Consider the following 22,369-nt stretch of genomic DNA (forward strand, 5'->3'; position numbering starts at 1 on the left):
GTCGAGTACGGCGGGAGCCACCCGTCGGCACGTGCGCTTTCCCACCAAAGCCGGATACGGCGCTCCGTTGGGCCGGGTGCGCGTACGTTTCCCCACCAAGGACGAGAAACAAACAGCCACCCGACCGTCGACGCGTACGTTTCCCCACCAAGGACGAGTACGTCGCCGACGCTCAGACGTGCTGGTCGCACCATGAATGCCCGGGCTGCGACCCGGGTCGGGCACCTGGGTCTGGGCTCACTTGGGCATGATGCCGGCGAAGAAGGCGGCCAGGTCCTGGCGGGCCGACAGCGGGAGCACGGCCGACACGTAGTGGTCGGGACGAACCACGATCAGTACGCCGTCGCGATCGATGCCGCGGTCGGTGAACACGTCGTCCTCGGTGTCGGCGGAGTACACCTTCTCGTAGTCGATCAACGAGTACGGGCCGACCTTCGGCAGGTACGCCGTGGGCACCGTGCCCAGGTCGATGTCGGTGTGCTGCTGCTGATAGATCACCTTGACGTCGAACCAGGCGTCCACGTCGCCGTCGGCCGGGGTGTAGGCGACCAGCGGCGAATCCGGCGAGCCGATGATCCAGTCGGCGAAGTCGGTCGCCGTCGACGGCTGCCCCGGCGCCGGTCGATCGGCGAAGACGTAGATCCGCCAGCGGCCGTCGGCGCGGTGGTGATGACCGAGGTGGACGAGGTTGCCGTCGCAGACGCGGCGCACCTGCGGCGACCGGAATCGCTTGCCCAGTGGGAATCCCGGCGCCAGCTCCTGGTGCCGATCGTTGCCGGTGATCATGGACCGCCGATACTGCGTCATCAGCCCAGCCGGGAATTCTGCGGTGCGCACGTAGAAGTCCTCCAGCGCGGTCGGATCGCCGAGTTCCTCGGGTTTGGCGGCCATCATGCTGGACCAGGTCCGATCGAAGTCGATCAACTCCTGGGCGATCGGCTGCCGTTCGGCCGAATACGTGTCCAGCAAGGATTCCGCGGCCCGGCCGTCCAGCACGTGCGCGAGCTTCCAGGCGATGTTCCAGCCGTCCTGGATGGACACGTTCATGCCCTGGCCGGCCTTGGCGCTGTGCGTGTGGCAGGCGTCACCGGTGATGAACACCCGCGGCGTACGGTGCCCGGTCGTCTCGGCCGGCAGGTCGTCGAACTTGTCGGTCAGCCGGTGACCCACCTCGTACACGCTGCGCCAGCACACCTTCTTCACCGTCAAGGTGTACGGGTGCAGGATCTTGTTGGCGCGGGCCTCGACCTCCTGCTGGCTGGTCTGGCGTATCGACTCATGATCATGTTCGTCCACCTCGCCGAGGTCGACGTACATCCGGAAGAGGTAGTTGCCCTCCCGCGGGATGTGCAGGATGTTGCCGCCGTCGTGGGACTGGATCGCGCACTTGGTGCGGATGTCGGGGAAGTCGGTCTCGGCCAGCACGTCCATCACACCCCAGGCATGATTGGCCCGGTCACCGACCAGCTCCCGGCCGATCGCCTCGCGGACCTGGCTGCGGGCGCCGTCGCAACCGATCACGTACTTGGCGCGTACGGTGCGGGTCTCGCCCTGCTGTTCGCCGCAGCTGTGACGCAACGTCACGCTGACCGGATGATCACCGGCCTCGGCGACCTCGAGGGCGACGAATTCGTAGCCGTAGTCGGGCAGCAGTCGCGCCGGGCCGACCCGAGCGGACTCGGCGAAGTAGTCCAGAACCCTTGCCTGGTTGACGATCAGGTGCGGGAACTCGCTGACGTGGGTCGGATCGTCGGGCGCCAGCGCGGTCCGGATGATGTTCTCCGGATGCGCAGGATCGGGCTTCCAGAAGGCCATCTGGGTGATGTGATAGGCCTCCTCGGTGATCCGCTGGGCGAAGCCGAACGCCTGGAAGGTCTCCACGCTGCGGGCCTGGATGCCGTCGGCCTGGCCGATCTCCAGCCGGCCGGGGCGGCGCTCGATCAGCCGGGTGCTGATGTCGGGGAACTGCGCCAGTTGAGCGGCCGCGATCATGCCGGCCGGGCCGCTGCCGACGATCAGCACGTCCATCTCGTCCGGCAACTCCGCGGGCCGATCCAACCCGCCGCCGGCTGCCGGCAGCACCCGTGGATCGCCGGACACGTACCCGTGGTGATGGAACTGCACCGCTCCTCCTTCAAAGCTGCCTCGGCTCTGCGACGATCCGAGCCTATTTCGGCTTCGGTAACGCCGCCGGATCTGAGCTGATGAAGTCCTGCCGGCCGGCGGAACGGTCGACTCGACTGACCGGGATGGCCGGCTGATCCGGGCCCGATCCACAATGAGCCGTGTCTTGTGAACCCGCCGGCGCGGTCGGCCGCGCGCTGGCCCACGTCGCGTCCGTGTCCTCCGGTCCGCCGCTGGATCGCGCGCTCCGCGTGACACTCAACTTCCATCCCGATCGGATCACCGCCGGCCAGGGCGTGCTCGAACGGCTGGCGGCCGACGGACGTTATCTGTCGCAGTTCGTCACCGGGACCAGCAACGGCGGTCTGACCGCCTACCCCGGGGGTGATCGCTGGCGCTGGGAGCACCGGATCTTCGCCGGCGCGTACGACGATGCCGACCCGGCGGACCGACCGGTCTACGGGGCCTTGAACTTCCGGGCTCGAAGCGTCGGCGGCGCCCAACGCTTCGGCTCCGCTCACCTCCGGCTCACCGCGGAGACGCTGGATCGAACCACCTTCTGTTTCCCCGACAGCACCTTCGAACCGGGCACCTTCGGGGTGGCCTCGCGGATGGGACTGATCGGGCTGGCCGATGCCGCCGAGCACGACCTGCTCGACGACTACATCGAGGCCCAGGTGCACGGACCGGTCCGGATCGATCGGGATGTCGAGGCGCTGGTGTTGGACCCCTGCTATCGCGACGGACCGATCGAACAGGCAGCCCGCAAGCTCGTTTGCTCGATCGAGTGGCACCGAGGGTTTCGTTTGTCCGTTGAGGAAATGCGGCATCATGCCGGCTATCGCGGGCCCGAGTTCGTCGAACTCGGCGCAGCGATCGCAACCGGCGGCGTACTCGATCCCAAGATCATCTCCGAGGCGGCGAACAGTGGCCGCTACGACCTGCAGGCGATCAAACGGGTCTGGCACCTGCTCGCGCGTTTCGGTGGCCCGGATCAAGATCGCCGATCCGATTCGTAACCTCCGTACCGACCCTGGTATGTTTCTCACCGGTTCGCCGACCTGCACTTCGCCGGGACAGAACCAGGTTGGCCCCCGTAGCTCAGGGGATAGAGCACCGCCCTCCGGAGGCGGGAGCGTAGGTTCGAATCCTACCGGGGGCGCCGACTGTGTCAGTCCGGCGGCCAGGGCCCGATCGGGCGGCCGATCTCCCATTCGTGACCGAACGGATCGACGATCCTGCCGAGCCGCCAACCGTGTTCGTCATCGACCCCGGCCTTCGCAATTGCGCCCGCGGCGACGGCTGCCGACATCACCGCATCGGGTTCGTCGACGACGAGCAACGTCCGGCTGGGGCCCCCGTTGAGTTCGGCGGGGCTGAATCGGCCGCTGTCCGGATCCGCTGCGCTGATCCAGAACGAGGCGTCTCCAACTCTGAGCTGAGCCACGATGTCGTCACCCTCCCCCACTCGGTGCAGGACGATCGCTCCGGACGCGGAACGGTAGAACTCCACTGCCTCGCCTGCCCGCTCGACCCACAGCTGCGGCTGAAAACTCACCACGCCGTCAGTCCCGCACCGGGCCGATGACTTCGGCACCAGTTACCGAAGCGCGCGACCTTGCGTCGGCCGGATTGCCTCACCAGAATGCGGAGGGTGTCCGAATACGACTGGGACCCGAAGACCTATCTTGCGCTCATGGCCGAGGAGGTGCCGGACTACCACCGGCTACAAGATCAACTTGTGGTTGCAGCGTCCGTCCACACGTCGGCGAAGTTGATCTTGGATCTCGGTATCGGCAGCGGACTCAGCGCGGCCCGAGTGCTGGATGCGCTGCCGCAGGCAACTCTGGTCGGCATCGACAACAGTCATGCGATGCTCGCAGCCGCCGCGAGTTCCCTTCCCCTGCGTCGATTCACGCCGATCGAGCAGCGGCTGGAGGATCCGCTGCCCTCCGGCCCCTATGACCTGGTGATCTCGATGCTCGCCATACATCACCTGGACGGACCGGGCAAGGCCGACCTCTTCTCCCGGATCGCCGGCGCACTGCGCCCCGGCGGCCGATTCGTGCTGGCGGATCTGGTCATCCCTGAAAATCCGGCAGACATGATGACACCGATTGACGGCGTCGAGGACAAGCCGAGCAGCTTGTCCGATCAGCTCACCTGGCTCACTGCCGCCGGACTTCAGCCGTCGGTGTCCTGGCAACATCGCGATCTTGCGGTGATCAACAGCACTCGGCCGGATCAGTCCACGGCGCACGTGAAGTGGCCGGCCGCGGTCAAATCCCAGGAGCTACCGCACTCATGAGTTGCCGCGGAGAGTCGTAACCTCCTTCAATCCGACGGCGCCGGGAGAACTCTCCGTAACGCTCAGGCGATCCGCCGTTGGGGCGCGCATCGCCGGTCGCCCAGAGGACTTGTCCGAGGTTCCGCAGATCTTGCCGAGCTAACGATCGCTGAATCGCCGACCCGTGCGCCACTGGCTCGGACGACTCTCGGAGGCTCGGACAAACCGCCGAAACCTCGGTGACACCGGCTATCGCAGATGATCAAGAACTGCCTGGATCACGTCCTCGACCGGTCGGCACGTGTCGATCTCCACGGTCGCTGTCCTGCGCAGCAACGGCTCCACGGTTTCCTTGTACTGCAGGGATTCGGCAAGCTCGCGCTCGGTCTTCCCGTACGGATTGTTGGTGCGGGTCAGCAATCGCTCTCGCATCGTCTCGGCCGGGGCAGTGAGCAGTACTACGCGATCAAATCGTGGCCGGAGCGCCGCCATGTTGCTCGCCGACCCGCTGACGAAGATCAGCTGATCCTCGGCATCCAACAGCATCCTGATCCGATCCACGTCCCAGACCCAGTCGCCGGTGTCGTCGAAGCGGGAGTAGCCATGGTAGTCAAGATCAACTGCGCAATATCCGCGCCGCTGCAGTCCGATGATCAGCGTCGACTTGCCCACACCGGAGACTCCGGTGATCAACACCCGACGTGGCGACAAGGCTCAGGCGCTTGCGGCCAGGTGACGGGAGTCCTTGCGCTGTTGGGAAACCAGCTCTGCGATCCGTTCGGCTGTGTCGGTCCCCGGCTGCGGAGTGTGCAGCACCACCGCAAGGTCGGAACGCTCCGGCAGATGCAGCTGCCGGCTCTCCATCAGCAACTCCCCGGCCGCCGGATGATTGAACGTCTTCATGGTGACCGTGGGCGCGACCACCTCCTGCCGCCCCCACAACCGGACGAACTCGGGGCACCGCCGGGACAGCTCGTCGATCACCGCACGGTAACCGTCGTCCTGACCGTGCCGGGACACCTCGTACCGGTAATTGGCGACGACGATCGGCGCCGTCTTCTCCCAACTGGCCAGCTTGCCGCGATATTGATCGGTGCAGAAGAAGTCGATCATGCAGTTGCCGGCGAACTCCTTCTGATAGCCGAAGGTCGCCTGCGCCGCCTCGTTGGCAGCAACGAAATTCCAGTACTGATCCACCACGTGCGCCGGGCTCGGCATCCAGCCGTCCAGCAGCCGCATCACGTCGGCGCCGATGGTCAGGTCCTCCGGTGTAGTGGGCAGCGGCGGGTTCAGACCCGCGAGCACGTAGAGGTGTCGGCGCTCCTCCTCGCCGAGCCGCAGCACCCGAGCCACCGCGTCCAGCACCTGGCCCGAGACGGTGATGTCGCGTCCCTGCTCGAGCCATTGATACCAGGACGTGCCGACGCCGGCCAGCACGGCCACTTCCTCCCGGCGCAGACCGGAGGTACGACGTCGCGCGCCGACCGGCAGCCCGACCTCGGCCGGCGACACCTGGCCGCGCCGGGCCCTCAGGAATTCGCTGATCTCGCTGCGGACGGTGGTGGTCACGGCACCAGCATAAGCAGACTCTCCGATCCTGCCCGACGGTTGTCGGACGCTGGAAACATGTCCGACGTCCTGACCAACACGCCCGTCCTGCGCGGCCGCAGCAGGCTGATCCTGATCTTGCTCTGCGCCGCGCAGTTCTCGATCGCGATCGACTTCTCCATCCTCAACATCGCCCTACCCAGCCTGGGCGCCGACCTCGGCTTGTCGGACGCCGACCTGCAATGGGGCATCACCGCCTTCGCGCTGCCGTCCGGTGGCTTTCTGCTGCTGGCCGGCCGCCTCGGTGATCTGATCGGTCGACGTCGGATGTTCCTGGCCGGGTTGACGATCTTCGCCCTGGCGTCGCTGGCGGCGACCCTGGCGACCGGGCCGGCGATGTTCTTCGCCGCCCGGGCGATCCAGGGCCTCGGCGCGGCGATCACCATCCCGACCGCGATGGCGCTGCTGACCACGAACTTCGCCGAAGGGCCGGCCCGCAACCGGGCCCTCGGCGTATCCGGAATGATCTTGTCCCTCGGCTTCACCCTGGGCATGCTGCTCGGCGGCACCCTGACCTCGGTGTTCGGCTGGCGGGCGACCATGGCGCTGAACGTGATCATGGCCATCCCGGTGCTGATCGCCGCACCGATCCTGCTCACCGAGAGCCGGCCGGAACGCGCCCCCAGGCTTGATCTGCCCGGCGCCGTCACCGTCACCGGCGGTCTGCTGGCGCTGATCTACTCCGTCTCCACTGCCGCCCAGACTCGTTGGGATCGGCCGGAGGTGCTGATCGGTCTGCTGCTCGCGATCGGGTTGTTCGCGGCGTTCGCAGTGATCGAGACCAGGACCCCGCAACCGCTGGTGTCGTTGCAGATCCTGCGCCGTCGTACCGTCGCCTGGGGCAACCTCGGCGGGATGACCACCTTCGCCATGGCCAGCTCGCTCACCTTCCTGCTGAGCCTTTACCTGCAGGAGGTTCTCGGTCTCTCCCCGTTGGCCTCCGGCCTGGTCTTCGGCGTCACCGGGCTCGGTGCGGCCGCTGCCGGCGTGGTCGCGTCCCGATTGATCAACAGATTCACCGCCCGGAACACCTTGATCGGTGGCCTGTTGCTGCAGGCCGCGGCCACCGCGACCATGATCATGATCGGCGGTCACCGGACTGGTGTGCTGGTGGTGTTGATCTTCTGCACGATCACTTTCGGCGGTCACATGTGGGCCGTCGTCTCGTACGGGGTGACCGCGACGTCGGGCCTGCCGAATCATGAACAGGGCTTGGCAACCGGCCTGCTGACGACCGCGCAGCAGGTCGGACTGACCCTCGGCACGCCGATCCTGTCCGCCGTCTACGCGGCCCATGCGGCGAGCCTGCAGGCGGCCGGCCGGTCAGCGGGGCGGGCGATGCTCGGCGGTCTGCACCTCGGGATCGTGATCAACGCGCTCGTCGTGCTGGCGGCGGCCGTGCTGATCGGCGCCTTCCTGCGTGACGGCAGCGGTTTCGGCCTCTCGCGCCCACACCCGCGCCAGCACCGCGCAGACGATCAACTGGATCAGGTGGAAGATCATCAACGGCAGCACGATCACGCCCACTGTGCTTGACGGGAAGAGCAGCGTGGCCATCGGCAGCCCGCTGGCCAGGCTCTTCTTCGAACCGCAGAACACCAGCACCACGCGATCGCCGCGCGGGATCCGCGCCACCCGTCCGACCACGAAGGTCAACCCCAGCACCACCGCCAGCAGCACCATGCTGAAGAAGATGATCAAGCCCAGCTTGGACGGCGGCACGACATGCCACAGGCCCTCGACCACGCCCGCGCTGAACGCGGTGTAGACCACCAGCAGTACCGAACCGCGATCGACGATGTTGACCACCGGCTTGTGCCGGCCGAGCCAGCCGCCGATCCGGCGGTGCAACAACAGCCCGATGCCGAACGGCAGCAACAGTTGCAGCAGGATTCCGACCACCGACCCGGTGGTGATCTTGGCCTGCGACCCGAGCAGCAGGGCAGCCAGCAGCGGCGTCACGACGACTCCGAGCACGTTGGAGATCGACGCCGAACTGACGGCGAGGCCGACGTTGCCGCGGGCGATCGAGGTGAACGCGATCGACGACTGCACCGTGGACGGCAGGATGCACAGGAACAGCACACCGGCGTAGAGGACCGGCCCGAGCAACGAGTGCAGCGGATAGGACGCCAGCCCGAGCAGCGGGAAGATGACGAAGGTGAAGCCCAGCACCAGGAGCTGGAAGCGCCACCGGGCGAAGCTGTTCAGCGCGCTCTGCGGCGACAGCTTCGCCCCGTGCAGGAAGAAGAGCAGGCAGACCGCCGCGGTGGTCAGATGATGGAAGACCGTCGCCGCCGCGCCGCTGGCAGGCAGCAGGCTGGCCAGGACGATCACCGCGAACAACGACACGATGAACAGGTCGAGCCATCCGGGCAGGCGCAGCTTGCTGGTCACCCGGACATCATGCCGCTGACCTGGATGGTTGCCGCGGCCCGGCCGCCGATGTCGGCGCCGAATGATAGGTTCGCGGTTGCTTGATTGCCGACCGGAGAGAGTACGTGTTCAGCCCGACCGCGCCCGTCACCACACCTGCCACGACCCGCCATGCCGGCCTGTCCGTGGTCATTCTGTGGTTGGTGACCCGGGCCATTATGGTCCTGCTCGCACTGACCATCGAGAACGTCGCCACCGGAGACGTCAGTTACTACTGGCGCAAGATCGACGCGCTGGGCCACGTCGGGCTGGCCGAGACGCTGAACGAGTATCCGACGCCGGTGGTCTGGATGCTGGCCATCCCGTACGCGATCGGGTTCGGCAGCCAGACCGGTTACCTGATCGCGTTCATCGCGCTGATGATGCTGCTGGACGCCGCGTTCACCTTTGTCCTGTATCGCGCTGCCGGCAACCGTCGCGATCCGGCGGTGCTCTTCTGGTTGTTCTTCGTCTTCCTGATCGGGCCGCTCAGCTACCTGCGGTTCGACCTGGTGCCGGCGGTGCTGGCCGGACTATCGCTGTTGGTCGCCCGCCGGCAGCCGTGGCTGACCGGGGCGCTGACCGGGCTCGGGGCCGCGATCAAGTTGTGGCCGGCCCTGTTGATCTTTCCGTTCGCCGGCTACCGCCGTGGCCGTCGGGCGACCCTGATCGGTTTCGTCGTCGCCGGCTTCGGCCTTGCCCTGATCAGCCTGATGACCGGCGGTCCGAAGCGGCTGTTCTCCCCGCTGACCTGGCAGTCCGATCGCGGGCTGCAGATCGAGTCGCTCTGGGCCACCGGGTTGATGTTCCTGCGGATGATCGATCCCGCCACCTGGGTGGTGGCGATGTCCCGCTACCAGGCCTTCGAGGTGTTCGGCCCCGCCGTCGGCACCTGGCTGGTGATCAGCAACCTGGCCACCTTCGCCGGTCTGATCGTGATGATCGCGCTCTACGTCAGGATCCTGCGGCTGCCGGAACCGTCCACCGGGGTGACCGGACTGGTGGTGTTGTCCACGGTGGCGATCATGATCATCACCAACAAGACTCTGAGCCCGCAGTACCTGCTCTGGCTGGGCGGTCCGTTGGCCGCGGTGTTGATCATGAGGGCTCGCGATCTACAGGGCCGCCTCACCGTGTACGCCCGGCTCGGCCTGCAGGTGCTGGCGCTGGCCCTGCTCACGCACCTGGTCTATCCGCTGACCTACTTCGGCTTGTACGGGGATCGTCACGGTGCGCTGTTCGTCACCTCGACCACCCTGCTGGTGCTGCGCAACCTCGGCCTGCTGGTCTTCACCATCGCCCTGGTCGCGACCACCTGGCGGGCGACCAGGCCGTCGTCGCCGGCCCGGCCGTTGTCGGCCAGAAGTCCCAGATGATCACGAGCGGCCGTCGATGAGACGACTGCTGATCGGCGCGGACGTCGGCGGCACCTCGACCCGGGTCGCGGTCGCCGACCGGACCGGCGCCGTACTCACCGTGGCCCGGCAACCGGCGGGCAATCCCAACGCGGTCGGCGTTCAGACCTCGGCGGAGCGGATTCGTGCTGCGATCGGCGATGCCCTTCGACAGGCTCAGGGATTCTCGGCCGAGGCCGGCGTCGACGCGGTCGTGCTGGGGATTGCCGGATTCGGCACCGCGATCGAGGCCGGTGCCGAATTCCTGGACGCGGCGCTGCCCGACGAGATCGCCGCATCGACGGTGCGGATCGTCTCCGACCTCGCGGTCGGCTACGCGTCGGCGACGCCGCTGCCGCGCGGTTACGTGGTGATCGCCGGGACCGGGTCCGGAGCCGCCGAGATCGATCGGGGCGAGATCCTGGCCCGCCGTGGCAGCTGGGGCTGGCTGCTCGGCGACGAGGGCGGCGGGTTCTGGCTCGGCCGGGAGGCGGTCCGCAGCGCGCTGGCCGAGGTCGAACGCCGGCAGCCGTACGGAGCGCTGACCCGGGCCGTACTGGACGAGTTGAAGATCCCGTCCGCCGACCCTGCCGATGCGTTGGCAGGTCTGGTCCGGGTCCCCTACCTGAGCCGACCGGTCGAGCTGGCCGAGCTGGCCCCGATCGTCACCGGACTGGTCGACAGCGATCCCGCCGCGACGGCCATCTGCGCCGGAGCTGTGGAACACCTGACCCGGCTGCTGCTGGAGCTGCAGCCACGGCCGGGCCGACCGATCGTCGCCGCCGGTTCGGTGCTGCAGACGCCGGGTCCGATCAGTGCCGGCTTCGCCGTCCGGCTGCACAACGAACTGGCCGGCCCGGTGCTGGAGGCACGGTCCGGACTGGTCGGAGCGCTCTGGCTGGCGGCCTGCGACAGCGCCGCCCGGACCGGGTCCGAACCGCCGGATCCCGGGCTGCACGCACGGTTCGTGGGCACCCTGATCGAGCGCTGACGGGCCCGCCGCGCAGCCTGGGCGCGGGCACGCCGTACCAGTTCGCTCCGTGGTCTTGAGACTTCGGTAGCCTAGGGGGCTGTCCGGGGAAACCCGGGTAAGCCTGTATCGGTGCATGCAGGCACAGGCAGAGAGCGAACAACCGGAAGAAGGCGACCGTGGCCACCGCGCCCGACCCACACTCCACCAGCAACTCAGCAGAAGACTTCGGCGCCAACGACTGGCTGATCGAGCAGATGTACGAGCAGTACGTCGCCGATCCGAAATCGGTCGACGCGACCTGGGCCCGTTACTTCAGCACCAACGGGGCTCCGGGATCAGCACCGGCCGCCACCGGCACCGTCGCCGCCAAGTCCGCCTCGCCCACCACCCAGCAACCGCCGAGTGCTCCTGCCAACGGCGCGGCCCCGGCCCGGTCCGCCGCCTCCCCAGCCCAGACGTCACCGGCCAAGGCCGCCCCGACCCAGACCGCCCCGACCCAGACCGCCCCGACCCAGACCGCCCCGACCCAGACCGCCCCGACCCAGACCGCTCAGGCCCAGACCGCCCCGACGAAGCCGGCCGAGCAGAGCGCGCCGGCGCGACCGACGTCGAAGGTCGAGTCCAAGACCAACCAGAGCCAGCCGGCCAAGCCGGCCACCGGGGCCGGTCTGCCCGCCGATCCGCCGAATCCCTCCGAGCGGCCCGCCGCCGGAAGTGATGAGCCGCTGCGGGTCGTGATGCGCGGCGCCCCGATGCGAACCGCGAAGAACATGGACGCATCGCTGACCGTGCCCACCGCGACCAGTGTGCGCTCGCTGCCGGTCAAGCTGCTGATCGATCAGCGGATCGTGATCAACAACCACCTGCGCCGCGCCCGCGGCGGCAAGGTGTCCTTCACCCACATCATCGGCTACGCGATTGTTCAAGCCTTAAAGGCGATTCCGGACATGAACGTCGCCTACGAGGTGGTCGACGGCAAGCCGAATCTGGTCAAGCCGGCGCACATCAATCTCGGTCTGGCCATCGACCTGCCCAAGCCCGACGGCACCCGCCAGCTGGTGGTGCCGAGCATCAAGGGTGCGGAGGATCTCGACTTCGCCCAGTTCTGGGCCGCGTACGAGCAGATCGTCAAGAAGGCGCGTGGCAACAAGCTGACCGTCGACGACTTCGCCGGCACCACCATCTCGTTGACCAACCCGGGCACCATCGGCACCAACCATTCGGTCCCCCGGCTGATGAACGGTCAGGGCGCGATCATCGGCGTCGGATCGATGGACTACCCGGCCGAGTTCCAGGGCTCGAACCCGGAGCGGCTGAACACCCTCGGCGTCTCCAAGATCATGACGCTCACCTCGACCTACGACCACCGGGTCATCCAGGGTGCGCTGTCGGGTGAGTTCCTGGCCAAGCTGCATGCGCTGCTGCTCGGCGAGGACGGCTTCTACGACCACATCTTCACCTCGCTGCGGATCCCGACCGCGCCGATCTACTGGGCGACCGACCGCAGCACCATGCACGAGGACCAGGTTTCCAAGAATGCAAGGGTTTTCGAGCTGATCAACGCCTATCGGGTGCGCGGTCACCTGATGGCCGACATCGACCCGATCGAGTACCACCTGCGCAATCATCCTGATCTTGATGTGCAGACCCACGAGCTCACCTTGTGGGACCTTGATCGCGAGTTCGCCACCGGCGACTTCGCCGACGGCTCCGGCCGGATGACCCTGCGCAAGATCCTCGGCATCCTGCGGGACTCGTACTGCCGGACCGTCGGCATCGAGTACATGCACATCCAGGATCGCGCCCAGCGTCGCTGGATCCAGGCTCACGTCGAGCGGCCGCACGAGTCGATGCCGCGCGACGAGCAGCTGCGGATCATGGACAAGCTCAACGAGGCCGAGATCTTCGAGACCTTCCTGCAGACCAAGTACGTCGGTCAGAAGCGGTTCAGTCTCGAGGGCGGCGAGTCCGCGATCGCCTTGCTGGACGAGATCTGCGAGCAGGCCGCCGATGATCAACTGGACGAGGTCACCATCGGGATGGCCCACCGTGGCCGGCTGAACGCCTTGGCCAACATCGTCGGCAAGTCGTACACCCAGATCTTCCGCGAGTTCGAGGGCAACATCGATCCGCGGACCGTGCAGGGCTCCGGCGACGTCAAGTACCACCTGGGCGCGGAGGGCAAGTTCACTTCGCTGGCCGGGAACACGATCAAGACCTCGATGGCGGCCAATCCGAGTCACCTGGAGGCCGTTGATCCTGTGCTGGAAGGGATTGCGCGGGCCAAGCAGGACATTCTTGATCAAGGTACGGAGTATCCGGTGCTGCCGGTGCTGGTGCACGGTGACGCCGCGTTCGCGGGCCAGGGCGTGGTGGCCGAGACGCTGGGACTGTCGCAGCTGCGCGGCTATCGCACCGGCGGCACCATCCACGTCGTGGTCAACAACCAGGTCGGATTCACCACCACCCCGGCCGAAGGTCGTTCCTCCACCTACGCCACCGACGTTGCCCGGATGGTGCAGGCACCGATCTTCCACGTGAACGGCGACGATCCCGAGGCCTGCATCCAGGTCGCCCGGTTGGCCTACGACTACCGCCGCGAGTTCAACAAGGACGTGGTGATCGACTTGGTCTGCTACCGCAGCCGCGGTCACAACGAGGGCGACGATCCGAGCATCACCCAGCCGCTGATGTACGACCTGATCAGCAAGAAGCGCAGCGTCCGCAAGATCTACACCGAGGCGCTGATCGGTCGTGGCGACATCACCATCGAGGACGCCGAAGAGGTGCTGAAGAAGTTCCAGTCCCGGCTGGAGAGTGTCTTCGAGGAGGTCCGGCAGGCGGCCACCGCGCCGGTCGACGACGAATACCGTCGCCATCCGAAGTATCCGGAGAAGACCGGTGCCAAGCACGGCACCGCGATCAGCCCCGAGGTGATGCAGCGGATCGCCGACGCGCACCTGAACGTGCCGGAGGGATTCACCGTGCACCCGAAGGTGCTGCCGCAGTTGCAGCGGCGGGCGAAGTCGATCGCCGAGGGCGGCATCGACTGGGGCACGGGCGAGTTGCTGGCGCTCGGTTCGGTGATGATCGAGGGTCGGCCGGTCCGGCTGACCGGTCAGGACACCCGGCGCGGCACGTTCTCATCCCGGTTCGCCGCGTTGGTGGATCGCAAGAACGCCGACGTCTGGATTCCCTTGCAGCACTTGGATCCGCAGCAGGGGCGCTTCCACGTGTTCAACTCGCCGTTGAGCGAGTACGCCGCGATGGGCTTCGAGTACGGCTACTCGGTGGCTCGGCCGGAGGCGCTGGTGCTGTGGGAGGCGCAGTACGGCGACTTCTCCAACGGCGCGCAGACGATCATCGACGAGTTCATCACCGCCGGCTACTCCAAGTGGGGCCAGAAGTCCGGCGTGGTGCTGCTGCTGCCGCACGGCTACGAGGGCCAGGGATCGGACCACAGCTCGGCGCGGATCGAACGCTGGCTGCAACTTGCGGCCGACAACGCCTTCACCGTGGCGCAGCCGTCGACCTCGGCGAGTTACTTCCACCTGCTCCGCAATCACGCGCTCAGTTCCAACCACAAACCGCTGATCGTGCTGACACCGAAGCGGATGCTGCGGATGAAGGCGGCGGCTTCGCAGCCGACCGACTTCACCGAGGGCAGCTGGGAGTCGGTGCTGGGTGACGATTCGATCAGCGATCCGAGCAAGGTCCGCCGGATGATCCTGACCAGCGGGATGGCCCGCTGGGAGCTGATGGCCGAACGGGACAAGCAGGGCAAGTCGGAGGAGATCGCGGTGGTGGCGCTGGAGCGCTACTACCCGCTGCCGGCCGACCAGATCGCTGCCGAGCTGGCGAAGTATCCGAATCTGGAGCAGTTCTACTGGGTGCAGTACGAGCCGAAGAATCAGGGTGCGTGGCCGTTCCTGGCGCTCAACCTGCCGGAGGCGTTCGCCGAGCTCGGTGTGAATCAGCAGCTCACTCCGGTCACCCGGCCCGCCTCCTCGGCGCCGGCCACCGGCTCCCACAAGGTGCACGAGGCCGAGCAGAAGCAGTTGTTCGCCACCGCCCTGGGCTGACGTTCGATCATGTACTTCACCGATCGCGGCATCGAGGAGCTCGAGTCGCGCCGAGGCGAGGAGGACGTCAGCCTGGCCTGGGTGGCGGAGCAACTTCGTACCTTCGTGGATCTCAACCCCGAGTTCGAGACCCCGATCGAACGCTTCGCCACCTGGCTGGCCCGCGCCGACGACGACTTCGAGGACTGAAGGCGATCACGAGACAATTCCGTTGCCTGCCTGACCTGTCGCGGTCTAGTGTCCTCTTCGCCCCGGATCAGTGTTGAGGCCGGACGTGTCCGGCAACATCACACGCGTCGTACCCGGGGAACCGTGAATGGTAAAGCGCACTCTTTATGCGTCGAGGTTCGACTCCTCTCCTACGAAGGTCGGGGTCGGGCGGCGACATCGGACGAACCGATGCCTTGTGGCGACGCCGGTCAGCACGACGGCGTCGGCCCCGCATCGACTCGTCGTCGCCGTCCGGCCCTGCCACAGGTCGGGGCTGTGTCAGTAGGACCTGCCACGCGGGACGATCGCGACGCATCGACAACGAAGGGAGGCCGTGGGATGAAGCAGAACCTGTTCTCGATCACCGTCAACGCACATGAGCGTGCCCTGGAGTTCACCGACGGCCGACTGTCGCGGGTGCTGGAGCCGGGACGATATCGGCGGGTGCGGCGAGCCGAGTTCCGGGTGATCGACATCCGCGATCAGCTGATGATCATCAGCCCGCAGGACGTTCCGGCTGCCGACGGTGTGCAGGTCAAGGTGTCCGCGACGCTGCGTTGGCACGTCGACGATCCGGTTGCCTTCGATCAGGTTGCCGCCGATCCGGCTCAGCTGGTGTACGCGGCCGTGCAGGTCGCCATCCGGGAATCCGTCGCGGCAATCGCCTCGACCGACCTGGCCGGTGTCGCTCGGCGAGATCTCGGATCGGCGCTGACCGAGACCGCGACGGCGGCCGGGCGTGAACTGGGCATCGGCATTCGTACCGTCCAGGTCAAGGACGTGCTGCTGCCGGGCGAGATCCGGTCTGCCGTGTTGGAGGCCTTGGTCGCGCAGCGGCAGGGCGTGGCAAAGCTGGAGGCTGCGCGGGCCGAGACCGCCGCGCTGCGGTCGATGGCGAACGCGGCCAAGCTGCTCGATGATCACCCGGCGCTGGCGCAACTGCGACTGCTGCAGTCGGCCCCGTATGGGACCAAGATCGTCATGCAGTTGCCCGGTGGCGACCGGGTGACTGACGTTGCGGTCAACGACTAGACGGTTGATCAGCCGGCTGTACTCTCCCGGATGACCAACCTGAAGTCGATCGTCGCCAGGTCGTGATCAACTTCGGTGCCCGGTGCTTTCAGCAACCTGATCGCCTGCTGCGCGATCTGGCCCCGGTTGGTTGCGATCGTGCTCAGCGACGGAGTGGACACGGCGCCGTACGGGATGTCGTCGAAGCCGATCACGGCGACATCCTCCGGCACCCGGATTCCGTTCTGCAGCAGGGCTCTGATCGCTCCCAGGGCCAGCCAGTCGGTGGCGCAGAAGATCCCGTCGGGCAGCGGATTGCCGTCGGAGATGATCTTGGTCATCGCCGCCTCTCCGTCGGCCCCGCTGACTCCGCGGGCGGTGCGTAGCCAGCGCGGCTCGGCGCGCGGGCCGACGTCGGTCAGTGCCTGTCGGAAGCCGCGATATCGCGGGTTGGACTGCCGTGGTCTGCCGACGCCGATCATGCCCAGCCGGGTCCGGCCGAGGTCGATCAGGTGCCGGGTGGCGAGCCGGGCCGCTGCCTGGTTGTCGATTCCGAGGTGCGGTGCCCCGGCCTGGTCGACATGCTCGCCCGGCAGCACCAGGGGTGTGGCGTCGGACCGGTTGGCGATCTCCTCTGCGCCGATCGTCATCGGACTGAAGATCATCCCGTCAACGCGGCGGCTGAATTCGCCGCTGATCACCCGTCGTTCGGCCTCGAGGTCGCCACCGGTCTGCTCGATCAGCACCACCGCGCCGACCTCGTGGGCAGCATCGATCACGTGCCGGGCCAGCGCCGCGAAGTACGGACGATCGAGCTGCGGCACGATCAACGCGTACATCCCGGCCCTGCCCCGGGCCAGGTTTCGCGCGGACAGGTTGGGCCGATAGCCGAGCGCGTCGATCGCGGTCTGCACCCGGTCCAGGGTCTTGGCGGAGATGTGCGGGTAGCCGTTGATCACGTTGGACACGGTCTTCATCGACACCCCGGCCCGCTGGGCAACATCCTCCAGGCGCGGCTTCCGGGTGATCATGATCAGCCGATCCTATCCGGCCAGTGCCTGCCGGGCCTCCTGGATGAATCGCCTCGCGCCGGCCGCCGGATCGATCTAGCCGAATCCGACATCCTCGTTCACCCGAGCCATCGACTCCTGCAGCTGCCCGTAGCCCTTCGGCCAAGCGGCGGGCGGCGGTCCGACCTTGTCCTTGATCTTGTCGATGTACGCGATCGCCTTGCCTTCGGGCGATTCCGGGTCGCTGGCGAGTTGCTGACGCCCCTTGGCCGACGGTGGGACTCCCAGGCTCAGACCGAGGGTCTTGATCGCGGCCGGGTCTTGATCAAGTAGTCGATCAGCGTCTCAGCGCCGACCTGGTTCTTGGATTCTGCGGAGACCACCCAGAAGTCCAGCGCCTTCAGGAATTGCCGCCGTACCAGCCGACCCTGAGTTGGCCCTCGGTCGCCGAGCCGGCACCGCCCTTCGAAGTGCATCCGCTGGCGAGGCCGGCCAGCCCGGCGGCACCGGCTGCGGACAGTCCCAGCAGCGATCTTCTGCACAATTTGATCATGGAGTGCGTACGCGTCGGTTCTCCCTCGGTGATCGGCTCAACGTGAGTAGTGCGTCATTGCGCCCAACGCCAGTTGTGCGGGGCGGCCTTCGGGGCGTAGTTGCCGGTCGGCAGATCGTCGGCGATCCGAATCATCCAGCGGATGAGATCTGCCGACAGCTGGTCCCGGGTCGCGCGGTGCGCCGGATCGTCGAACAAGTTGATCAACTCGCCCGGGTCGCGGGCCAGATCGTACAGCTCTCCGCTGCCGTTCAGATCCATGATCAACTTGTGATCACCTCGTCGCAGCATCCGGCTCCCACCGCTCTGAGTGACGGAGTTGAGCTCGTCGAAAGTCCTCCCCTGGTAGGGAAAGTGCAGTTCCGGGTGGTCGTCGAGCGCGTACGGCACACCGCCGTAGCCGAGCTCGCCGATGACGCTGTCGAACTCGTCGGCCGGAGTCGGCTCACCGGACAGCAGCGGCAGCAGGCCGCGCCCTTGCACCCCGGGCGGGATCTCAGCCCCGATCAGCTCGCAGACGGTCGGCATCAGATCAACCATCGACACCAGCTCTTGCCGGGTCTGCCCAGGGAGGATGCCGGGGCCGCTGATCTGGAACGGGATTCGCATCAACGCATCCGACATCCCCGCTCCCTTGCGCTGCAATCCGTAGTCGGCGAAGTAGTCGCCGTGATCGCTGACGAAGATCACCACGGTGTCGAGATGTCGATCTTCCAGATGATCGAGCAGCCGACCGATCTGATCGTCGATCAGCCGCAACATGCCCAGGTAGTTGGCACGATAGCGGCGCCACTCGTCGTCGTACCCGGGTCGCTTGTGCTCCACCAGCTCACGGAGCCATCGATAGTTGCCGCCCTTGGCGTCGATGACCTCGGGGCCGGCAATCCGGGCCGGTACGTCCTGCTCCGGCACGAGAGAGAAGTAGGGCTCCGGCACCTGATAGGGATTGTGTGGCTCGGGGAAGGACACCCACCAGAAAGCAGGTTGATCGCGTCGCGAGTCGTCGACGGCGGCGATCGCATCGGTGGCGATCCGATACGGCAACTGGTCCTCGACCGCGAACGGCGTCGGCACGTCGGCCACACCGTGATCAAGGTCGGTCAGCCAGTTGTCGAAGCGCCGGTGATCGTCGGTGTGCTGCGGCCCGGATGTGTGCCAGTACGGTCCGGCATAGCTGTCGAAGTCGTCCGGGCCGGGATGCATGTGCGGCTTGCCAGCGAAGTGCAGCTGAAATCCCTGCGCACGCAGGACATCCAGCAGGTCCGCTTGATAGAAGGCGTGCTCGGCGTTGCTGTTCTGCCGGACCCGATGTGCCGTGGGAAAGCGACCGGTCAGCAGGCTGGTGCGAGCCGGTACGCAGGCCGGATAGCTCGTGTACGCACGATCGAAAGCGGTCCCCTGCCGTGCCAGCGCGTCGAGCCGCGGCATCGTGTCGACCGAGCAGCCGGTGCGCCGGGTCAGCCCGACCCGGTGCTGGTCGGTCATGATCAACAGGATGTTCGGTCGCGTCGCGCGCTCGTTCGCAATGCCCTCGGCCGCCATAGCTCCTCAGATCGAAATCGTCGCCAATCTACAGCGCTGTAGATCCTAGGGGTTCGAGACGCTGAACGTCCACACTCGGGTCCTCCCCGGTGTGACCGTTGGGGGATCTGCCGGCCGGATGGTCGAAATCGCGGCCGTCGACGGTGCATCTCGCCGGCAGATTCTGTACGGACCGGTAGGCCGCCGCTGATTGATCACGGTGATTGCTTCTCGACAAGGATCCTTGACAGGTTCGGGACGACTACTACAAGATGTTTTTAAACGTTTCATTCTCGATCTGACCGTTGCGTGATCTTGTTGGTCCGGTTCACCCGGAGGGTGATCACCGTTTCAGGTCGTGCCACTTCTCGCCACTGCAATGAAGGAGAAGAGATGTCGGACGCCGGGACTCAAGCCCCGACCAACGTTGCCACCGGAGTCTCCCGCCGCAGAGTGCTCGCCGCAAGCGCCGCGGTAGGAGTCGCAGCCGGGACCTTGCACGCAACGAAAGCAGTTGCAGCCGCACCGGAGCGGAAGCCGGACCACGGCAGCGGCACCGCGCCGTGGAAGAACGGTCGGCTGATCGTCTCCGACAACGGCCGCTTTCTCCAGCACCAGAACGGCAAACCGTTCTTCTGGCTCGGTGACACCGCCTGGCTGCTGCACAAGCTCTCCAAGGACGACATCGGCAAGTACTTCGCCGATCGGCGGCGCAAGAGCTTCAACGTCGCGCAACTGCAGGTGGTCCCGGCCAGCCTCGATTACAAGAACCACGACGGCGAGACACCGTTCGTCCAACATCAGATCCGCCAGCCGAACCCGGCCTACTGGAGCTATGTCGACTACATCGTCGATCAGGCCGCTCAGCACGGCATCTACATGGCGATGGACACCGTCTGGGGTTCGATCGTCACCAGCGGTCAGCTGACAGGAGACGACGCAGCCTGGTACGGCGACTGGATCGGCAAACGTTACAAGGACAAGCCCAACATCGTCTGGCTGAACGGCGGCGACACCAAGGCCGATCAAGCACTGCCGGTGTGGCTGACCCTCGGCGCGGCGATCCGGAAGGCGGACCCCAATCACCTGATCACCTTCCACCCGTTCGGCCGCTACTCCTCGTCGACCTGGTTCCACGATGCGGACTGGCTGGACTTCAACATGTTCCAGTCCGGCCACCGCACCTACCAGCAGTCCTTCGACGCCGCGACCCCCGAGGTCACCGGCGTCGAGCTACCCACCCTGTGGAAGGGCGAGGGCAACTGGAAGGACGTGATCGAGGACTACAAGCTCTACCCGCCGAAGCCCACTCTGGACGGAGAGCCCAGCTACGAAGGGATTCCGCAGGGTCTGCACGATCCCACTCAGCCGCTGTGGAACGACGACGACGTCCGCCGCTACGCCTACTGGTCCGTCTTCGCCGGCGCCTGCGGACACACCTACGGCAACGGCGCGGTGATGTCCATGCACCTGCCCTCCGACGGCCCGACCGGCGCCTACGGCGTGACCAAGTACTGGGACGAGGCCATCCACGATCCCGGCGCCGGGCAGGTCCAACACCTGCAGCAGTTGATGCTGTCGCGGCCCTACTTCCAGCGGATCTACGACCCGACCGTCGTGATCGGCGACCCGGGCTTCCAGCATGATCATCTGATCACCACCCGCGGCGACGACTTCCTGTTCGCCTACATCTACACCGGTCGCTCGTTCTCACTGCAGCTCGGCAAGCTGTCCGGAGACGTACTGAAAGCCTGGTGGTATCGGCCGAAGGACGGCAGCTGCCGGCCGCTCGGACACCTCAAGAACTCCGGCGTACGAAGGTTCGATCCGCCCGGCCGGCCGGCCCCGGGCAACGACTGGGTGCTGGTGCTGGACGACGCGGCCCAGGAGTTCGCCCGGCCGGGTGAGGTTTCCTGATCATGAAACGGGCCACTTCCGAGCGACCGCGTCTGCTCAGCAAGGTACGGCTGACCGTTGCCGCCGCTGCAGCCGGAACGCTCACCCTGCTTGCCGTCGGCTCTGCTGCCCTGCCCGGCACCGCGGCGTCGGCCGACGGCCGCCCCGGTGTGGCGCAGGGCCCGGCCGGTGGCTACGCCTGCCGGCAGTATCTGCCGCTGCCCGACAACTCCTATCTGCCGCCCGACATCACCAAGTGGCGAGTGCACGCGGGCACTCTGGCTCAAGCGCCGAACGGCGACCTGCTGTATGCCTTCTACGGCGGGAAAAGCGAGGGCTCGGCCGACCAGAATCTCTATCTGTCGCGGCTGCCCAAGGGCGAATCGACCTGGCAGAAGCCTCAACTCCTGTTCGACGAACCGGGCAAGGCGGACGGCAATCCGATCTTGTGGACCGATGGCAAGGTCGTCCACGCCTTCTTCGTGACGATCTTCGGGCACGGCTGGGAGCAGTCCAGCATCCGGCAGATCTCGTCGGTCGACAACGGGCGCAGCTGGTCGGCACCGACCTACATCCACCAGGACTGGGGTCTGATGACCGGCACCCGTCCGTTCCGGATGAGCAACGGCGAGGTGCTGCTGCCGGTCTACGACGAGGCCGCCTCCACCTCCGGGTTCATGATCGCCGGCCCGGACCTCAAGACCTGGACGGCCTACCCCAGCAACCACGAGGACTGGTTGCACTCGCCGAACGGATCCATCCAGCCGACCGTGGTCGAGCTCGAACCGGGCCATCTGCTCGCCTACCTGCGAACCGGCGACGGCTCGGTCTACCGCACCCAGTCCACCGACTACGGCCGCACCTGGTCCACTCCCGAACGCAGCGAACTCGGCAATCCCAACTCCCGGGTCGCGCTGCTCAAGCTCGACAACGGTGATCTTGTCGTCGGCTACAACCCGTGGGTCGAACACCACTCTCCGCTGCGGATCTCCTTGTCCACGGACAAGACCAAGACCTGGACACCGCCCTGGAGCTACACCGTGGACGTGGAGAATGCGATGGGGCCGCAGTACACGTACCCCTATCTGATCCAGTCCGACGACGGGATGATCCACATGGCGTACTCGGCAAATCGCGACCGAATGGCGGAGATCACCTTCAACGAGCAGTACCTCGAATCCGGCGTCAGCCTGCTGTCCAAGGACGGTTGGGGTGCGACCGAGTTCCGCAACGGCCGGGTCAGCTCGGTGGACAGGTGCAAGTTCCGAATGGGTCAGGGCTGAGG

General features: G+C 66.6%; 15 protein-coding genes, 1 tRNA gene and 2 pseudogenes. 11 read left to right on the forward strand and 7 right to left on the reverse strand.

The genetic code is table 11. The annotated features are described in order from the left end of the window. Nucleotides 1-237: 237 nt before the first annotated feature. The gene (locus FOE78_RS15060; RefSeq protein WP_143987029.1) at nt 238-2,124 is read right to left on the reverse strand and encodes an FAD-binding monooxygenase; all 1,887 of its coding nucleotides are present in this window, start codon (nt 2,122-2,124) and stop codon (nt 238-240) included. A 161-nt stretch (nt 2,125-2,285) separates the two neighbouring features. Between FOE78_RS15060 and FOE78_RS15065 the strand changes: the two genes are divergently transcribed. Continuing rightward, nucleotides 2,286-3,143 carry a DUF3626 domain-containing protein gene (locus tag FOE78_RS15065; protein ID WP_143987030.1) on the forward strand — a complete coding sequence of 286 codons (858 nt, stop codon included), beginning with the start codon at nt 2,286-2,288 and terminating at the stop codon, nt 3,141-3,143. 71 nt (nt 3,144-3,214) lie between these two features. Next, nucleotides 3,215-3,286 (forward strand) — tRNA-Arg (locus tag FOE78_RS15070). A gap of 9 nt (nt 3,287-3,295) precedes the next feature. On the opposite strand, the gene FOE78_RS15075 is transcribed toward FOE78_RS15070, so the two are convergent. Further along, the gene (locus FOE78_RS15075; protein ID WP_143987031.1) at nt 3,296-3,682 is read right to left on the reverse strand and encodes a VOC family protein; all 387 of its coding nucleotides are present in this window, start codon (nt 3,680-3,682) and stop codon (nt 3,296-3,298) included. A gap of 96 nt (nt 3,683-3,778) precedes the next feature. Between FOE78_RS15075 and FOE78_RS15080 the strand changes: the two genes are divergently transcribed. Further along, the gene (locus tag FOE78_RS15080) at nt 3,779-4,432 is read left to right on the forward strand and encodes a class I SAM-dependent methyltransferase (RefSeq protein WP_143987032.1); all 654 of its coding nucleotides are present in this window, start codon (nt 3,779-3,781) and stop codon (nt 4,430-4,432) included. Between the two features lie 228 nt (nt 4,433-4,660). Here the strand turns inward: FOE78_RS15080 and FOE78_RS15085 are convergent, their stop codons facing one another. After that, on the reverse strand, nt 4,661-5,122 hold the full coding sequence (locus tag FOE78_RS15085) for an AAA family ATPase (RefSeq protein ID WP_143987033.1): 462 nt from the start codon (nt 5,120-5,122) through the stop codon (nt 4,661-4,663). A 3-nt stretch (nt 5,123-5,125) separates the two neighbouring features. Continuing rightward, nucleotides 5,126-5,980, reverse strand: coding sequence for a helix-turn-helix transcriptional regulator (locus FOE78_RS15090; protein ID WP_143987034.1), 855 nt, complete (start codon nt 5,978-5,980; stop codon nt 5,126-5,128). Nucleotides 5,981-6,037: 57 nt separating this feature from the next. Between FOE78_RS15090 and FOE78_RS15095 the strand changes: the two are divergent. Then, nucleotides 6,038-7,222: pseudogene (locus FOE78_RS15095) on the forward strand (MFS transporter); the annotation flags it as partial. A gap of 300 nt (nt 7,223-7,522) precedes the next feature. Here the strand turns inward: FOE78_RS15095 and FOE78_RS24205 are convergent. After that, nucleotides 7,523-8,416: pseudogene (locus FOE78_RS24205) on the reverse strand (bile acid:sodium symporter family protein); the annotation flags it as partial. A gap of 182 nt (nt 8,417-8,598) precedes the next feature. On the opposite strand from FOE78_RS24205, the gene FOE78_RS15105 reads away from it, so the two are divergent. The 5 genes from FOE78_RS15105 to FOE78_RS15125 all read left to right on the forward strand — a co-directional run bounded on the left by FOE78_RS15105 (nt 8,599) and on the right by FOE78_RS15125 (nt 16,125). Continuing rightward, nucleotides 8,599-9,810, forward strand: a complete 1,212-nt coding sequence (locus FOE78_RS15105) for a glycosyltransferase family 87 protein (RefSeq protein WP_143987036.1) — start codon at nt 8,599-8,601, stop codon at nt 9,808-9,810. Between the two features lie 16 nt (nt 9,811-9,826). Continuing rightward, the gene (locus tag FOE78_RS15110; protein ID WP_143987037.1) at nt 9,827-10,819 is read left to right on the forward strand and encodes an N-acetylglucosamine kinase; all 993 of its coding nucleotides are present in this window, start codon (nt 9,827-9,829) and stop codon (nt 10,817-10,819) included. A gap of 158 nt (nt 10,820-10,977) precedes the next feature. Then, complete coding sequence (locus FOE78_RS15115) at nt 10,978-14,883, forward strand: multifunctional oxoglutarate decarboxylase/oxoglutarate dehydrogenase thiamine pyrophosphate-binding subunit/dihydrolipoyllysine-residue succinyltransferase subunit (RefSeq protein ID WP_143987038.1); 3,906 nt, start codon at nt 10,978-10,980, stop codon at nt 14,881-14,883. Between the two features lie 9 nt (nt 14,884-14,892). After that, on the forward strand, nt 14,893-15,072 hold the full coding sequence (locus FOE78_RS15120; RefSeq protein ID WP_143987039.1) for a DUF6104 family protein: 180 nt from the start codon (nt 14,893-14,895) through the stop codon (nt 15,070-15,072). A 360-nt stretch (nt 15,073-15,432) separates the two neighbouring features. Continuing rightward, entirely contained in the window at nt 15,433-16,125 is a 693-nt protein-coding gene (locus FOE78_RS15125; protein WP_168207537.1) for a slipin family protein, read from the forward strand. A gap of 8 nt (nt 16,126-16,133) precedes the next feature. Here FOE78_RS15125 and FOE78_RS15130 read toward each other — a convergent pair whose 3' ends face one another. Together FOE78_RS15130 and FOE78_RS15135 are read right to left on the reverse strand one after the other, a co-directional pair. Next, nucleotides 16,134-17,135, reverse strand: coding sequence for a LacI family DNA-binding transcriptional regulator (locus tag FOE78_RS15130; RefSeq protein WP_143987041.1), 1,002 nt, complete (start codon nt 17,133-17,135; stop codon nt 16,134-16,136). Between the two features lie 586 nt (nt 17,136-17,721). Beyond that, complete coding sequence (locus FOE78_RS15135; RefSeq protein ID WP_143987042.1) at nt 17,722-19,209, reverse strand: sulfatase-like hydrolase/transferase; 1,488 nt, start codon at nt 19,207-19,209, stop codon at nt 17,722-17,724. 372 nt (nt 19,210-19,581) lie between these two features. Here FOE78_RS15135 and FOE78_RS15140 point away from each other — a divergent pair, with 372 nt between their 5' ends. Further along, the gene (locus tag FOE78_RS15140) at nt 19,582-21,105 is read left to right on the forward strand and encodes a glycoside hydrolase family 140 protein (RefSeq protein ID WP_143987043.1); all 1,524 of its coding nucleotides are present in this window, start codon (nt 19,582-19,584) and stop codon (nt 21,103-21,105) included. Between the two features lie 2 nt (nt 21,106-21,107). Continuing rightward, nucleotides 21,108-22,367, forward strand: a complete 1,260-nt coding sequence (locus tag FOE78_RS15145) for a sialidase family protein (RefSeq protein ID WP_143987044.1) — start codon at nt 21,108-21,110, stop codon at nt 22,365-22,367. Nucleotides 22,368-22,369 lie beyond the last annotated feature (2 nt).

The organism is Microlunatus elymi (assembly GCF_007362775.1).
Taxonomy (GTDB): Bacteria; Actinomycetota; Actinomycetes; order Propionibacteriales; family Propionibacteriaceae; genus Microlunatus; species Microlunatus elymi.